General features: G+C 57.5%; 14 protein-coding genes. 5 read left to right on the top strand and 9 right to left on the bottom strand.

Annotated features, from left to right (window positions below):
- Positions 1–261: 261 nt before the first annotated feature.
- The gene (locus PHX60_RS02590; RefSeq protein ID WP_300074279.1) at positions 262–837 is read left to right on the top strand and encodes a peroxidase-related enzyme; all 576 of its coding nucleotides are present in this window, start codon (positions 262–264) and stop codon (positions 835–837) included.
- Positions 838–846: 9 nt separating this feature from the next.
- On the opposite strand, the gene PHX60_RS02585 is transcribed toward PHX60_RS02590, so the two are convergent.
- From PHX60_RS02585 to gspK, 7 genes are read right to left on the bottom strand one after another with little or no spacing between them, the layout of a single operon-like run.
- Positions 847–1,374, bottom strand: coding sequence for a DUF2946 family protein (locus PHX60_RS02585; RefSeq protein ID WP_300074276.1), 528 nt, complete (start codon positions 1,372–1,374; stop codon positions 847–849).
- 27 nt (positions 1,375–1,401) lie between these two features.
- Positions 1,402–2,790, bottom strand: a complete 1,389-nt coding sequence (locus PHX60_RS02580) for an ATPase, T2SS/T4P/T4SS family (protein WP_300074273.1) — start codon at positions 2,788–2,790, stop codon at positions 1,402–1,404.
- Positions 2,791–2,799: 9 nt separating this feature from the next.
- The gene (gene gspD / locus PHX60_RS02575; RefSeq protein WP_300074270.1) at positions 2,800–5,013 is read right to left on the bottom strand and encodes a type II secretion system secretin GspD; all 2,214 of its coding nucleotides are present in this window, start codon (positions 5,011–5,013) and stop codon (positions 2,800–2,802) included.
- 12 nt (positions 5,014–5,025) lie between these two features.
- Positions 5,026–5,859 carry a type II secretion system protein N gene (gene gspN / locus PHX60_RS02570; protein ID WP_300074267.1) on the bottom strand — a complete coding sequence of 278 codons (834 nt, stop codon included), beginning with the start codon at positions 5,857–5,859 and terminating at the stop codon, positions 5,026–5,028.
- A complete protein-coding gene (gene gspM / locus PHX60_RS02565; protein ID WP_300074264.1) occupies positions 5,859–6,368 on the bottom strand; it encodes a type II secretion system protein GspM in 510 nt (169 codons plus the stop codon). The genes gspN and gspM overlap by 1 nt, the downstream gene beginning before the upstream one ends.
- Positions 6,365–7,630 carry a type II secretion system protein GspL gene (gene gspL, locus PHX60_RS02560; protein WP_300074261.1) on the bottom strand — a complete coding sequence of 422 codons (1,266 nt, stop codon included), beginning with the start codon at positions 7,628–7,630 and terminating at the stop codon, positions 6,365–6,367. The genes gspM and gspL overlap by 4 nt, the downstream gene beginning before the upstream one ends.
- A complete protein-coding gene (gene gspK / locus PHX60_RS02555) occupies positions 7,627–8,808 on the bottom strand; it encodes a type II secretion system minor pseudopilin GspK (RefSeq protein WP_366144327.1) in 1,182 nt (393 codons plus the stop codon). The genes gspL and gspK overlap by 4 nt, the downstream gene beginning before the upstream one ends.
- A 171-nt stretch (positions 8,809–8,979) precedes the next feature.
- Here gspK and PHX60_RS02550 point away from each other — a divergent pair, with 171 nt between their 5' ends.
- The 3 genes from PHX60_RS02550 (at position 8,980) to PHX60_RS02540 (ending at position 10,859) form a co-directional block, all read left to right on the top strand.
- Positions 8,980–9,726, top strand: coding sequence for a hypothetical protein (locus tag PHX60_RS02550; RefSeq protein WP_300074258.1), 747 nt, complete (start codon positions 8,980–8,982; stop codon positions 9,724–9,726).
- Positions 9,723–10,307, top strand: coding sequence for a hypothetical protein (locus PHX60_RS02545; protein ID WP_300074256.1), 585 nt, complete (start codon positions 9,723–9,725; stop codon positions 10,305–10,307). Before PHX60_RS02550 ends, PHX60_RS02545 begins: the two co-directional genes overlap by 4 nt.
- A 357-nt stretch (positions 10,308–10,664) precedes the next feature.
- Complete coding sequence (locus tag PHX60_RS02540; protein ID WP_366144328.1) at positions 10,665–10,859, top strand: BrnT family toxin; 195 nt, start codon at positions 10,665–10,667, stop codon at positions 10,857–10,859.
- A 184-nt stretch (positions 10,860–11,043) separates the two neighbouring features.
- Here the strand turns inward: PHX60_RS02540 and PHX60_RS02535 are convergent, their stop codons facing one another.
- A complete protein-coding gene (locus PHX60_RS02535) occupies positions 11,044–13,011 on the bottom strand; it encodes a sigma-54-dependent Fis family transcriptional regulator (protein WP_300074254.1) in 1,968 nt (655 codons plus the stop codon).
- 335 nt (positions 13,012–13,346) lie between these two features.
- Here PHX60_RS02535 and PHX60_RS02530 point away from each other — a divergent pair, with 335 nt between their 5' ends.
- Positions 13,347–14,867, top strand: coding sequence for an aldehyde dehydrogenase family protein (locus tag PHX60_RS02530; protein WP_300074251.1), 1,521 nt, complete (start codon positions 13,347–13,349; stop codon positions 14,865–14,867).
- Positions 14,868–14,929: 62 nt separating this feature from the next.
- On the opposite strand, the gene PHX60_RS02525 is transcribed toward PHX60_RS02530, so the two are convergent.
- Positions 14,930–15,619, bottom strand: a complete 690-nt coding sequence (locus PHX60_RS02525) for a prepilin-type N-terminal cleavage/methylation domain-containing protein (protein ID WP_300074248.1) — start codon at positions 15,617–15,619, stop codon at positions 14,930–14,932.
- Positions 15,620–15,853 lie beyond the last annotated feature (234 nt).

The following is a 15,853-nucleotide window of genomic DNA, read 5'->3' as shown; positions in this document are numbered from 1 at the left end:
GGCAGCGCAGCATAGTGGCCAAAAAAGATGGGGAGGTTGATAAGGGGTAGCGGTGGCGGTATCCCGCTGGATGCAAACGTAAAGTAGCAGCGCGTAGTTCAGAGTTTAACCGCGAAAAAATCGCCTGCCTCTGGAGCAGGAGCCAGCGCGGGCAGCCGATTTACCAAGCCTGCTGTATGTGCAGCTATGGCGGCAGATGGGGCACAACCCTTGGTTGTGGCTAACATCGTGGCCTTCACAACTAAACTGGAGACCGCTTCCATGTCCGTGCGCTACCCTTTTCCCGACCTGAATACCTTGCCCGAAGACATCCGCACCAAAGTGCTGGAAGTGCAAGAAAAAGCGGGCTTTATCCCGAATGTTTTTTTGGCGCTGGCACGCCGCCCGGCAGAGTGGCGCGCCTTTTTTGCCTACCACGATGCCCTGATGCTGAAAGAAGAAGGCAGCCTGAGCAAAGGCGAGCGCGAAATGATTGTGACGGCCACCAGTGCTGTCAACCAGTGCTTGTATTGCGTGGTAGCCCACGGCGCTATCTTGCGTATTTACGAGAAAAAACCACTGCTGGCCGACCAAGTGGCGGTGAATTACCGCAAGGCCGACATCACCCCGCGCCAACGTGCCATGCTGGACTTTGCCCTGAAGGTGTGCCAGCACTCGCACGAAATTGACGAGGCCGATTTTGCCGCCCTGCACGTCCACGGCTTTGACGATGAAGACATCTGGGACATTGCCGCCATTACCGCTTTCTTTGGCCTGAGCAACCGCATGGCCAGCTTTGCCGGAATGCAACCCAACCCCGAATTTTTTGTCATGGGGCGTTTACCCCGGCAAAAGTAAGCCCGATATTCAGGCGGCTTGCCGCGCTTGTGGGCTGGCAATAAAGCCGTAACGCGCTGCCAATGCAGCGGCCTGCATTTCTTGGGGTTCCCATTGCCATTGGGCCAAAGCATCGGCCAAGGCGGCTACGTCTTGGCTGTGGACCAAGCCCAGCCCTAAATTGGTCACGAGGTAGGCTTTGCCGGTTTCATCCAACAAACAGCTTTGCGCTTGGGCCAAGCGCCCGGTGTGGCTGTGGATACTGCCATCGGGTTGCAAACGCCAGACCCACGGCGTGCATTCCAACTCCACATAGACGCGCTGTGGCCCGTTCTGAAAAAACCACTGGCCTTGGGCATCGGCCTCGTAATTGCGCCCGATAAATTGCAGCAGCTTTTCGTGCTGCAATAGTGAACCTTTGCTTTGCGGGAAGGGGCCTTGGGCCTGCGTGGCAGCGTCGCGCATCCACCAGCGTCCGCGTGCGTCTAACCCTAGCCAGCCATAGCAATGGGGCACATGTGGCCATTTGGCCAAGGCTTGTTGAACAATATCATCCATGTTTATCCATGCGCTGATTGTGCAATATCAGTCGCGCGTCACGCGCAATACCTCTTCGCGGCTGGTGATACCGGCGGCAATTAGACGTTCACCATCGTCGCGCATCAGGGTCATGCCACTGGCGATGGCGGCTGCACGGATGTCTGCTTCGGCAGCGCGTTGGTGGATTTGCGCCCGAATGGCCTCGGTGGTGGTGAGCAGTTCAAACACCCCGGTGCGTCCTTGGTAGCCAGTGTGGCCGCAAGCCTCGCAGCCCTTGCCCACGCAGTGGGTGCAAAGTTTGCGTACCAGCCGTTGTGCCAACACGCCCAGCAGAGAAGAACTGAGCAAAAACGGCTCGACCCCCATATCGGTCAGGCGGTTGACAGCGCTGGCCGCATCGTTGGTGTGCAGCGTGGCCAGTACCAAATGCCCGGTAAGCGAGGCTTGGATGGCAATTTGCGCGGTTTCAAAATCGCGGATTTCACCAATCATGATGACATCCGGGTCTTGGCGCAGAATGGCGCGCAGTGCTTTGGCAAAAGTCAGGTCAATTTTGCTGTTGACTTGGGTTTGGCCGATGCCGGGCAACTCGTACTCAATCGGGTCTTCCACCGTCATGATGTTGCTCTGGCTGGCATCCAGCCGCGACAAAGCGGCATACAGCGTGGTGGTTTTGCCTGAGCCAGTGGGGCCAGTGACCAGAATAATGCCGTGCGGTTGGGCAATCAGTTGCTCAAAACGCGCCAGCACTTCGCCTTGCATTCCCACGGCCTCTAGGCTGATTTTTTCGCTGGTTTTGTCCAGCAGGCGCAGCACGGCCCGCTCGCCGTGGGCGCTGGGCAGGGTAGAGACGCGCACGTCAATCGCCCGTGTGCCCAAACGCAGGCTGATGCGGCCATCTTGCGGCAGGCGCTTTTCTGAAATATCCAAATCGGCCATGATTTTTAGGCGCGAAATCAAGGCGGCGTGCAGCGCGCGATTGGGTTGCACCACTTCGCGCAAGGTGCCATCGACCCGAAAACGCACGCTGCTATGGCGCTCATACGGCTCGATGTGGATGTCGCTGGCTCCATCGCGCGCGGCTTGTGTGAGCAGCGCATTGAGCATCCGGATGATGGGTGCATCGTCGGCGGCTTCGAGCAAGTCCTCTACGGCGGGTAGTTCTTGCATCATGCGCGAGAGGTCGGCATCGCTTTCGACTTCACTGACCACGCTGGCCGCGCTGGATTCGCCTTGGGCATAGGCGTTGCTGATGTGCTGGGCCAGCGTGGGCGCATCCACAGTTTGCAGTTGCAGCGTGGGGTATTTGCGTAGCACTTCGGACAGGGCGCAGACATCGGGAGCTGGCCCGTGGTACAGCAGTAATTGCTGGCCGTCGTCTTGCAGCAGCAATTGGGCCGTGCGGGCAAAGGCGTAGGGCAGGGGGTAGCGCATCGCCATGCCTTAGAGCGCACTTGCGGGCGGCAGGGCTTGACTGTCTCCCAACGGACGCGCAGGCGGGGACGCAGGCAGTGCGGGCAGCACCGGCGCTTCGGAGACCGAACGCAAAATGATATTCGGGCTGGGTTGTGTGGCCTGTTGCAGTGCGCGGATGGCTTCGTAGCGGTCCACCATCAGGGCATCGCTGGCGGCGGCATCGCGGATGACTTGCGGGCGTAAAAACACCATCAAATTGGTTTTTTTGCGCGAGCGGTTTTCACTGCGAAAAAAATGCCCCACCACGGGCAAATCGCCCAACAGTGGCACTTTGTCTTCGGCTTGGGAGTAGCTGTCTTCTAACAAGCCACCAATCACGATGATGCTACCGTCTTCGACCAAGACGTTGGATTCAATCGAGCGTTTGCTGGTGGTGGGGCCGTTGGTGTCTTTCAGGGTGGCGGTGTCGATTTTGGAAACTTCTTGGTAAATCGCCAGTTTGACGGTGCCGTTCTCGTTGATTTGTGGGCGCACGCGCAGCATCAGGCCGACGTCTTTGCGCTCTACCGTGGTGAAGGGGTTGACGGTGCTGGTGTTGGTGCTGTTGGCATACGAGCCGGTGACAAAAGGCACGTTGTTGCCAATCACAATGCGCGCTTCTTCGTTGTCCAAGGTCATGAGGTTGGGGGTGGACAGCACATTGGCATCGCCGCTGTTTTGCAGAAAATTGGCCAGCGCGCCCAAATAATACTGGCCGTTGCTGCGCGGGGCCAGCGCCAAATTCAGGCCCTTGCCCAGGCCAGACAGGGCTTTGACATCTTTGCCCAACACCCCTACCGTAGCCGCCAAGAGGTTAGAGCCACCACTGCCCGAGTTGGTGCCAATGATGCCCACTGTGCCATCGCCGCTTTGGCCTAGCACGCCTTGCCATTGGATGCCAAATTCGGCCATTTTGTTGGCCGCCACTTCGACAATCAAACTCTCGACCAGCACTTGGGCGCGGCGGCCATCGAGTTGGTCAATCACGGTACGCAACTGGCGGTACAGCGGCTCGGGGGCGGTGATGATGAGTGCGTTGGTGCTGGGGTCGGCCTGAATGATGCCGCCGGTAGAGGGTTGGTTGCTTTGGCCGCTGCCCAAGCTGGCCCCGGCGCCCATGCTGCTATTGAGGCCCGCATTGTTGCCGCCCAAGCTGGTGTTTTGCAGCCCGCTGCTGCCGTTGCTGGGGGCCGATGGCATCGCAGCAGCCCCTTGGTTACCACCGCCCGAAGCGGCCAAAGCGGCGCGCAAGGTGACGGCCAGTTTGGTGGCATCGGCGTTTTTCAGATAGACCACATGGATGTTGCCGCTGGCGGCACTGCTGCCAGGCAGGGCGGGTTGGTCCAATTTGGCCACCAAGGCGCGCACTTGGGCGACGCGCGCCGGATTGGCGGCGCGCAAAATTAAAGCGTTGCTGCGTGGTTCGGGCAAGAGCGTGGTTTTGAAACTGGTATCACTGACACCGGCGCCGCCATTGCCGCCACCATTGCCGTTGCCCGAATCTATCAAGCGTGCCACCAGTGGGGCCAAATCAGTGGCTACGGCATGGCGCAGGGGGATAATTTCGACATCGCTGGCGTTGGAGACATCCATTGCAGCGATGATTTTGGCCAAGCGTTGCAGGTTGTCGGCGTAATCGGTAATGATGAGGGCGTTGCTGCCCGGATTGACGTTGATGGTGTTGTTTGGGCTAATCAAGGGGCGCAGCACCGGCACCAAGTTGTTGGCAGTTTCGTAATTCAGTCGGAAAATCTGCGTCATGATTTGTCCGCCACTGGGGGCGGAGCGCCCTTCGCGCGCCACACTCACGCCACCACCCTGCAACTTGGCATCGGCCTCGGGCACGATTTTGTACAAGCCAGCCGACTCCACCACGGTGTAGCCTTGCAAACGCAAGGCAGCCAAAAATTGCTCAAAAGCCGCCAGTGGGCTGACCGGGCGTTCGGTGACCAAATTGATTTGCCCTTTGACGCGTGGATCGACCACCACATTGCGCCCGGTAATGGTGGCCAAGGTGCGTGCCACCGCTTCGATGTCGGCCCCGGCAAAATTGAGCGTGACGGGTTCGTTCGGGCGTACGCTGGTGCTGCTCGGGCTGAGGGTGTTTTGGGCGTACAGGCTGGGGCTGGCGGGCAAGAGCAGGGCGCTGGCCAACAGGGATGAAAGCGCTATCCGCAAGGGGGTAGGGGCGAAGGACTGCATAGATATTCAGAATCAACCCAAGGTGATAAGGGCAGTGGCACCACGGCGCCGCCCCAGAAGGTTCAAAAGGTTGGACAGGGCGGCCTCGTGGCCTAGGCTGGCGCTGGCCTGCCCGCTAAAGCGCAGGCGCTGGCCCACCCATTGCCCGCTGCCGCCCAATTGCAGCTCGCCTTGCAGCGTGCGTACCTGCAAGCTGGGGGTGTCGCCACCTGCTAGGGTGAAGCGGTAGCTACCCAAAGGGCGCAGGGTAGAAAGGCGCGAGGACAACTCTAGCGCGTCCAGTTGGGCTTGCCCGTGGATGCGCCAGCGTCCGGCACTCCAGTGGGCTTGCAGGCTTTGGGTGTTCAGGGCCAATTGGCCTTGCAATTGCACCGTGTTCCAAGGGGTGCCCAAACCTGCCAGTAGGCTGGTGGGCCAGTGGCTGCTGCCATTGGCCACACTCAGTAGCAGGCCCGCATTTTGTAGTTTGACTTGCAGCAGCAAGGGGGCCGGGGTGCAGCAGCTGGCTTGCAACTCGGCTTGAAGCCCGTTCCATTGGGGGCGCAAGCGCCATTGCAGCCGTCCGGGCAAGCGGGCGTGGTCGCGGCTGGCGGCACCGCCAGCCAGTACCAGTTGCGCCGAACCCTCCCAGACGCTGCCGCGCACTTGTTGCAGTTGCAGCCGTTGCGCGCTGATATGTGCCAGTCCCCAAGCCAGCCAATGCGCTGGGGCAAAAAGCACCACGGCCAGACTACCGCCCAGCAAAACCCCGGCTGCGGCCCAAGCCCACGGTGCTGGGGTGGGTGCTGGTAAGCGTGGGCGCAAGGAGCGCAAAGCCCGGTTCATGCTGGATGCTTTACTGGCCATTAGGGTTGTGGTGGCAGGGCCAGCACCAAGCTGCCATCCCAGCGGGCGCTATCGGTGTGGCTGCTGCGTACCAAGCGCGCTTCTTGGGGTACGGCGTGGGCGTTGGCACGCGCTTGGGCCAGCCAAGCGGCCAAGGCGTTGGCCGGGGTGCCTTGCAGGGTCAGGGTGGCTTGTCCGCCTTGCAAACTCAGGCGTGCGCTGGCGCCTAGATGTTCGGCCACAGCGGCTTGCAAGGCCCGGCCAGCGGCTTCGGGCGATAAGCGCGGCGCATTTTGTAATGCCTGCGCTTGGGCTTGCAAAGTCTGCATGGTGTGCAATTGGGCATCGAGGCTGGCGTGGCGCGCTGGCGCTTGGCGCAGGGTGTGCAGCGCTGGGGCCAAGGCCCACCACCACAGCAGGGCCAGCGCGACCACCGCCGCTGCCGCTTGCAGTAGCAGCCGTTCGCGTGCCGCCAAACCGTGCCAGTGGGCGCGCCAAACAGAAGAAGGGGCAGGGTGAGAAACACTCATGGGGTATCCACAGCAGGGCGCACCATCAGGGTATCGCCATCAGTGTCTAAGTGCTGGCCGCTGGCGCGCAGCTGTTGTGCGGCTTGGCTTTGTGCATCGGCGCTAAGTGCCGGGCCACGCAGACGCAATTGGCCGGGGCTGTAATCTAGCGCCTGCAAAGCCCAACTACTGGGCAAAGCGCGCGCGCTGCTGGCCAGCAAAGGTTCTAAATCTTGGGCAGATAAGCTGCCGGTGGCTTGGCGCAGTAGGGCCAATTGGCGCTCCATTTGCACTGGAGCATCGACCACCACGGGCACTTGCGGGAAGGTTTGCGTGAGGATAGCGCGCACTTGGGCTTGTTTGGCCTCTAGGGCGCGGCGCTCTTGCCAAGCGCTGGCATTGAGGCCCACCAAGTGCGCCAGTGCCAGCGTGCCTAAGGCCCAGCGGGCTGGTCGCCATGCCGCAGCGCCCACAAAAGCCCCTAGCCCGGCTGCCAATTTGCGTAAGGCGCGCCGTTGCCCAGTTTGGGCCAAATCAAACTGCGCCAAATTCCAGCCATTGCCCAAAGCCAGCAAGGCGCGTTCGTGGGCGTTTTGCAGTAGAACCGGCTGGCCTAGCAGTTGCTCGGCCAAGGCAGCGACGGCAGGCTCGGCGTAGAAAGCGGGGGGTGGGCCGTCCTCTGGCGCGGCGTGGCGCATTAGCGCTAATGCTGGGGCAGCAAACGGCAGCAGCAGCACGCCTTGCTGGCTGCCGTAGCCTTGCAGCAGCAAGCGTGCCTCATCGGGCGCGCCCAAAATATGGGCGCTGGGCGCGGCATCCTCTGCCCACTGGGGCGCGGCCTCGGGCACGATACGAGCGACTGCCATGCCAGCTTGTTCTAGGGCTTGCAAGTGGCCTTGCAACCAGTCGCGCGCGCACACCGCCACCCACCCATCACGGTTGGAACTGTTAGCGCTGTTAGCGCTGGTGGGGGATTGCAGTGCCAAATGCAGTTGTGCTGGCTCGTCGAGCAAGCGTTCTTCTAGCAAGCCATCGAGTACCGCCCGCAGGCGCGGCGCGTTGGCCGCCAAGTTGCCTTGGGGCAGTTGTACGCGCTGCCAAGAGAGCATTTGCGCGGGCACCAAAGCCACGGTTTCGCCGGTGGCACGACTGGGGCGCGGTAGCAGGGCCACGGCGGCACTGCCTTGGCTGCTGACGTGCTGGCCGTCGTTGCTCAAGGTGTAGCGGTATTCGGTGGCTGGCCCCGGTGGGGCCAAGGGCAAATGGAGGATCAGGGTGCTCATGGGTCGGTCTGGCGGGCCATTGTAGGGGGCGGCGCAGGCACTGCACCCCGTTCGCGCCATAGGGTGCGTACTTCGCGGCCTTGGCGATAGACAATAGAGCGCTCTTGCACCGTGACATCCTCCAAACGCAAACGGCCATGCACTTCAAAATAGCTGGAGCGCACATCGTGCAGCGTCTCTTTGATTTGGGCATTTTCGCCTAGCAGAGCGCGCGCGTCTTCTAAACTCCGCAGGTGCTGATTTTGCCGCGCTGCCAGTAAGCGGTTGGCGGCGGCTTGGTCTAATCCTTCGATGCTGGCCAAGAGTACCTCGGCGCTGGCGGTGTTGAGGTTGATTTTGCTGCGCTGGGGTAGCAGTGTGGCATAGGGGGCCAGCCGGGCAATGGTGGATGGCGTTAAGCCCAGCCAAGTCCACTGGCCGATGGTGGGCGGGCGCAAAGGGGCATCCTTGGCCTCGGGGTTGAGGCTTTGGCGCAGGGCCAAAGTCAGGGTTTCTAGTTCGGCACGCGGCAGGCCCAAGCGGGTAAAGAGGCGCTCCCATTGGGCCAAAATTTCGGGCTGAACGCTGTCGCCATCCAGCAAATTGTTCAGGTTGAGCCGGGCTTGTAAATCCAAAATTTGCCCCGACAAAAAAGCATCAGCGGTGTCGATAGTGGCATCATCCACTTGGCTGACGTTTTTCTCGGCGGCTAAAAAGGTGCTTAGGCGCGCTTCTTCCAACGGCACGGCCCACGGCTCGGCCAGATGGTCGGCCCCACCGGCGTTGTAGTCTTCTATCAATATCAGGCGCGACCAGTCTAGCGCGCCGACCAAAATCCAAGCTGCTTGCACGCGCGTGCGCTCGGCGGCTTCGATTTCGCTGCTGCGCCACTGTTGCCACATAGAGCTGGCCGCTAAAGTGGCCACCAAACTGACAATCAGCATGGCCGCCAACAGAGCAGCACCTTGTTGGCGTAGCCGAAGGAGCTTGTTTGGCTTTGTTGGGGGGGCGCGCCCACAGGTTTCCATCTTTTGTGGATGCCATTTTTTATGAAACAAAATGAAACACCGCGCCCAATCCACATAGGCTTGCTCGGTGCGAATGCTGTAATGCTGCGTGCGAAAATAAATGCGTATGCGCTCCAACAGTTTGGGCTGGTGCGGAGCATCGGCGTTTGGGGTGTAGGGGGAGACTGGCATCCGCAAGATTTTAAATTTGCCTCAATGGTTGGTTATTGGATTTTTCCTGTAGATGGGATAGGATGGTGTAATTTTATCCGACTGCTGGCCTGCGTGGGGTAGTCGTCTAATCGTAGTTGGGCATTGCTGTATGTGTCGAGCAAAATTTTGGCGTAGTCATAGGAGATAGAAATGAGTCCGGAGCCGAGGCTTATCCTCTACTTTACGATATTGTCCTTACTTTTGAGTGCCGAGGTATCGGCTCAACAGTTAATTAAAATTTCACAATCGGCATGGTTGATGCTGACACCTGTTGAACGTGAATTCATTCAAAAAAAACACATCGTCGATTTGATAGAACAAGATGCCTTCGGAACCATTATCGACAACCAAGGTATCAATGAATCCACCAGTGGAACTAGCAGTGGTGCTATTCTTGGTAGTGCCGTTGCAAACGCTGCTTATGTGGATAATGTCATCAAAGGGGGCAACTATTCTGCTATAAACCAACTAGCAGTCGGAATTCTTGGGGCAGTACTAGGCTCAACGCTTGATAGTAAGCCCAATCCTCAATACCACTTTCGATATGCAGTAAGGCTGGAGAGTGGGAGCGTCAAATATTTTGATGAAACAAAAAGTGATCCATTCAGGCATCCTGTAGGTGTTTGTGTCTCCGTACCGAGTATTTCACTGCTTGACCAAGAACTTTGTACGCAGACTGGGGCAACGCTAAAAGCAAAATATGTAAATATACCAGTAGCACAGACTGTTGGCATGCCATCAGTATTAGCAATTTCAACGAACAATGAGGTAGAACAGAAAAGAACCAAAAATCTAGATAATTCATCAATTCAGGTGGACTGCAAACTTGGAGATCTTGCTCCAGTGAAAACAAGTGCAGAAAAATGTGAGCTAGTTAACGGAGTTAAAATTCAATGATCAAAAAAATCGCAATTACAATTTGTTTCTTGGCACTAGGAGGATGTGCTACAACTTACATTTATGATAATAAATCATATGATTCTAAAGAGAAATATTTACAGGCTGTTGACGCTAAAGTTGCTACTGTATTAGCTTCAATTAAACCATTGCCAAGGCCTCTTACTCAAAGAAAATTGGTGGTTGCTATACCATCAGCCATCGCATTGACTGAAGCAGAGAAGAAAAACTTTGTAAAAGTTCAAGGAAAAGAACCGAGTGCACAACAAGTTGAAGTTCAACTTAATGTAAATCATGGAGTATTTAAAGATACAAAAGTATTTTTCGATGCAATCCAAAAAATGAATATTTTTGCATCCACTCAATTTATAGAAATGGATTCAACGACGGGTTATTTTCCTGCATCGCCAGATACTGATACATTGTTCATATCTATTTCTCCAGGAAATTCTGGGCAGTGGTTTTATGTGTCACATAAGTATGGAAAGCAGATATTTCTTTACGACAAAAGCAATGCAACTGCAGAAGTTAGGTTGCAAGCGTTCATTGATGCTGTGCAAGTCCAGGCTCTCCGAGACTGATAAGTTAGACGCAACAAGTTCTGTCCGCCTGTTCTTCCCGCAAGCTCCAGCAGAGTAGTCATCGGAAAAGTGGATCGAACTTCCTGCGTCTAACTTAATTCATCATAATCAGAAGGGACTAGGCTCAAATTATTTTTTACGTGAGCGCTGGCGCTTACTTTCAACGTTAGAATTCTTCACTCCGAGGAAAATATGCACATTACACAAGCAATAAGCTATGGAAATGCTTGGTCAATATTAGTTGAACAGCACCCCGAAGAATTCACTGACATAAAAGAAGAAATAAAGGGGCCAGGGTCGAGTTAGTTTTTGTGTGGGTGCTAGTGCTAACCCTGCGCTGAAGCGGACAGCCTCCAGCTGCCGCTTACCTTATTAGGAATAAAGGGGCCAAGCTCGAATCATCGTTCTGACACCGATCACAGCGAATTCGAAAACCGAAGTTCAACTTATGGAATCTCAAAAAAGGCTCGTCTCTTGGTGGTCGTCCACACTGAACGGCGCAACAGCATCCGAATCATCAGCGCAAGAAAGGCAACAAGATATGAAAGTTGAATACGACCTCTCCAAACTGAAGGACCGTAAAAATCCATACGCATCCAAGCTGAAGAAGCCCATGAATGAGTTGCCTCTTCAGTGTCGTTAGACTGTTTTTAGCTCCCAAATTCAGGTGCCGTACCAGCTCGGCTTTGGTACTCTGTCCTTGTGCCGTTAGAAGCAGACGAAAAAATGCTCATTTTTAAACTGCACGCAAGCGCCGATAGACCGTTTGTCGGCTGATGCCCAGTTGCCGCGCTGCCGCAGAGATATTGCCTTGGTGCTGCTCTAAGGCTTGCGCTAATGCTTGGCACGACAAGGTTTGCCAACTGGTAGCACTGCTGCTGGCTATGGGGGTATCGGCTGGGGTGTTTGGCGGGGTGCAGACTGCTGGAGCTTGCATCTGCGGCCATAAGTCATCGGGCAGGTGCGTCCAAGAGATGCAGCGCTCCCCCGGCTCTAGCAAGGCTATAGCGGTACGCAACATATTGCTGTATTGGCGCAGATTGCCCGGCCAGTGGTAGCGGCTCAGGGCCTGCATTAAGCAAGGGTCTAGGTAAACATCTGGTGGGCCATCCAGTTCAGCCAACAGGCTGTGTGTCAGGGCTTGAAAATCACTGCGTTCGCGCAGGGCAGGCAGCTGCACGCTCAGGCCGTTGATGCGGTAATACAAATCGTTGCGAAAACGCCCTTGTTCTACCGCATCGCGCAGTGCTTGGTGGGTGGCACAAATCAACCAAAAATCAACCGCTGCTGGCTCACCACAACCCAGCGGTGTGACTTGGCGCTCTTGCAGCACGCGCAGCAACCGTGCTTGCAAGGGCAGGGGCATGTCGCCAATTTCATCTAAAAACAAGGTGCCTCCGTGGGCTTGGCGCAGCCGTCCGGGGGAGCCTTGTTTGCGTGCGCCCGTAAAGGCTCCGGGCGCATAGCCAAATAATTCGGCTTCAATCAAATGCTCTGGCAGGGCAGCGCAGTTGATGGCAACAAACGGCCCGGCACGCCGAGGCGAGGCGGCATGGGCGGCTTGGGCAAACAGTTCTTTGCCTACTCCAGATTCGCCCAACACCAATAATGGGATGGATTTGGCGGCCACACGCCGCGCTTTGTCGGCAGCGCTACGCCAGCGTAAATCGCCGGTGTCCAAGCGGGTAAAGGCATCTATCTCAGGTGTTGCCGTAGCGGCTGTATAGGTGCCAGAGTGGGCCACCTTGCCCGTGGGTAGCACGGCTGGAACATGGCGCGGCCATTGCACTTGGGCGTACAGCCATTGGCCGTGGCTGGTTTGCAAGCGCAGCGGTTCGGCGCTGTGCTGGCGGCCATGCCGGTGTACCTGCGCCCAAGGGGTAGCAAAGCATTCTTGCCACGGCCTGCCGCCAAGGGCCGATGCTGGCAGGCCCAGCCATTGCAAGGCGGTGCGATTGGCACCGAGCAAGCAACCACTACTATCGGATAGCGCCAACAAACCTTGGGCAATGCCTCCTAGTCCTTCGGGTTGGGGGTGCAATTGCAGCACCGTTTGCTGTTGGTAGCCCGATAGCAGTAGGCTATTTTCAATCATGCGTGCTGCCGTAGCAACCAAGCCCAGTGTGTGTGGATGGCGTTGGCCTTGGTGGCCAGAGATGTCCAATACGCCCAGCAACTCACCACTGGCCGACACAATCGGCGCAGCTGCACAGGTCAAAAAGCTGTGGCACTCTAGGTAATGCTCGGCCCCATGGACTTCTACGCCATCCACTTCGGCCAAGGCGGTGCCAATGGCATTGGTACCGCGTTGGCTTTCATGCCATGAGGCCCCACAGGCCAAGGCCACCCGCTCGGCTTGGCTTAAAAAGTCCAAATCGCCCAAGGTGTGCATTAACACCCCTTGGCTATCGGCCAAGATAACCATGTGATGGCTGTGGCGCACTTGGGTAAACAGGTATTCCATCACGGGCACAGAGTGGCGGATCAGGCCGTGGTTTTGCGCGCGCAATTGTTGCAAACTGCGCTCGGGCAAACGTCCGGCCGGGCTTGCTTGGCCGATAGGTGGCAAGCCCGCCGACAGGCTGCGTTGCCAAGACTGGGCTAACCGCGCCCCCAGTAAATCGGGTGGGCAAGCACCAAACTCCAACAACTGATGCCGCGCTTGGCGTAGCAAGGTGGTAGGCAAAAGGGGTTGGGCGGGCATATCAGTCTCCGGGTTGAGTGTGGCAGTGTATCGACCCGCATGGTGCTGGTGTAGCACGCTTACCCGGATGGCGGACAGCTGTACCAGATTGGAACAACTGTCACGTGACAACGGTGGACAACCCGGCCAGTGCAGACACCGCAAGGCCACAAGGTGCTGCAAAAAAATCTGGTTTTGGCGCTACCCATCGCGTGCATGGTTGGGGAATACCCCTAAGTTGGGGCATGGGCGCATCGGAATGGCGCGGCTTGGTACAGCTCTTGCAAAAGCAAGGCTAGGTAGCTTGGCCGATAGGCAGGATACCGATGCGAAAAATTTTTCAGGAGACAAAACCCATGTTGTACGCAGCCCCCGGTGCCGAAGGTGCCAAGATTCAATACAAAACCCGTTATGACAACTTTATTGGTGGCCAGTGGAAGGCCCCGGTGGGTGGTTTGTATTTTGATGTGGTCACACCCATCACAGGTCAGGTTTATACCCAAGCCGCTCGTTCTACCGCTGAAGACATTGAGCTGGCGCTAGACGCTGCCCATGCTGCTTTTCCAAGCTGGGGCAAAACCGATGCTGCCACGCGCTCTAACATTTTGCTCAAGATTGCCGACCGCCTAGAACAAAACCTGGAGCTGCTGGCCTATGCCGAAACCGTGGACAACGGCAAAGCCATCCGCGAAACGCTGAATGCCGATTTGCCGCTGGCGATTGACCATTTCCGTTACTTTGCGGGCTGCCTGCGTTCGCAAGAGGGTGGCATCTCCGAAATTGACGAGAACACGATGGCCTACCATATCCATGAGCCACTGGGCGTGGTGGGCCAAATCATTCCGTGGAACTTCCCCATCCTGATGGCCGCTTGGAAGCTGGCCCCGGCGTTGGGCGCAGGCAATTGCGTGGTGCTCAAGCCCGCCGAGTCCACGCCCATTTCTATCCTGATTTTGGCCGAGTTGATTGCCGACCTGCTGCCACCGGGGGTACTCAATATCGTCAACGGTTTGGGTCGTGAGGCCGGTATGCCACTGGCCACCAGCAAGCGCATTGCCAAAATTGCCTTTACTGGCTCTACCGCCACAGGCCGCGTGATTGCCCAAGCCGCCGCGCAAAACCTGATTCCGGCCACGCTGGAGCTGGGCGGTAAGTCACCCAACGTCTTCTTTGCCGACATCATGGACAAAGACGACGATTTTCTGGACAAGGCCATCGAAGGCTTGGTGCTGTTTGCCTTTAACCAAGGTGAAGTGTGTACCTGCCCTAGCCGGGCGCTGATTCAAGAGTCCATCTACGAGCGCTTTATGGAGCGCGTATTGCAGCGCGTGGTCGCCATCCAACAGGGCAGCCCACTGGATACCGACAGCATGATGGGCGCACAGGCATCGCAGGTACAGATGGACAAGATTCAGTCCTACCTAGAAATTGGCCGCCAAGAAGGGGCCGAATGCCTGATTGGTGGCGCACGCGCCGAGCTGGAAGGCGACTTGGCCGGTGGCTACTACATCCAGCCTACGCTGTTCAAGGGCCACAACAAAATGCGTATCTTCCAAGAAGAAATTTTTGGCCCAGTGCTGGCCGTGACTACCTTCAAGGACGAGGCCGAAGCGCTGGCGATTGCCAACGATACCCCCTACGGTTTGGGCGCTGGCGTCTGGACACGCAACGGCAATCTGGCCTACCGCATGGGCCGTGCCATCCAAGCAGGCCGCGTGTGGACTAATTGCTACCATGCCTACCCCGCCCATGCTGCCTTTGGCGGCTATAAAGAGTCGGGCATTGGCCGCGAAACCCACAAGGTGATGCTAGACCACTACCAACAGACCAAAAACTTGCTGGTGAGCTACAGCGAGAAGAAACTGGGCTTCTTCTAAAGCAAGCGTGCTCTACGCTGCGCGCATTTGTCCAATAGAGCGGCATTTGGTACCGTGCCGCTTTATTGGCTTTTGCCTCCGCCTTGCAAGGGCTGCGCCCAATCGCGCACGATGGGGCCAGCAATGCCCGAGCTGGGCGGCAATTCGAGTTGTAGCCGAATACCATCGGGGATGCTGATGTTGGCGCTGCCCTCGCCCTCTGGGTTGGCCCCACTGCTCGACAGGGGGTTGCTCCAAGTATCGCCCCGGTAGTAGAACAGTTGCCAGCCCACCAGCGGGAGCAATACGGTCTCGTTAGCGCGTTCGGCCTCGCCGGGAGTGCGCGCCCACATTGCTGCTTGTTGCCACACCTGCTGCCATTGTGCGCGCGTGCGTACTGGGCCAGATTGCCAGCGTAACCATTGCTCGGTGCCTTGCACATTGCGCCGCGTCCAAGCCACCACAATGGCCCCTTCATCCACCGGCGCGCTGCTGCGGCGTGTCAGGCGCAACACTTGGCCGTCCCAGTCTAGCGGGGTGGTATAGGGCAGGCTGAGCATGGCATCCAAATCGGTGCCCCATTGGGCCAAGGCGGTTTGCAGTACCAGCCATTGGCTAGTGCGTGCGCTGGTTTGCTCTTGGGTGCGTACCATCGCATCGAGGCCGCGCCAGCCCATCATGGCCAACAGGGACAGGGCGGCCAAGGCCACCAGCAACTCGACCAAGGTGAAGCCGTGTGGGTGGCGGTGGGGGGGGAGAGGATGGAGGGGCACGAGGTTAGGAATAGGCACCAGCGGAGCCAAGGGGAGGCTTGGCGGTTATAAGGTATCCAGTGGGCTCAAGATACCTCGCCCGCCTTTGTTTAAGACGTGGGTGTAAATCATCAGGTTGCGCGTGAAACCTCGGCATTCATGCCGGGGAGGTAGAGCGCGGAACGCATCGCGTTCCTTGCTTTGGGCCGGTACCTGCTCACATCCATTCAATAGCCCGGTTGACAGAAATTAGTG

Source organism: Giesbergeria sp. (assembly GCF_028686475.1).
Lineage (GTDB): Bacteria > Pseudomonadota > Gammaproteobacteria > Burkholderiales > Burkholderiaceae_C > Simplicispira.
Note: the sequence above shows the minus strand (reverse complement) of the source record. Positions and strands in the feature narration are given on the sequence as shown.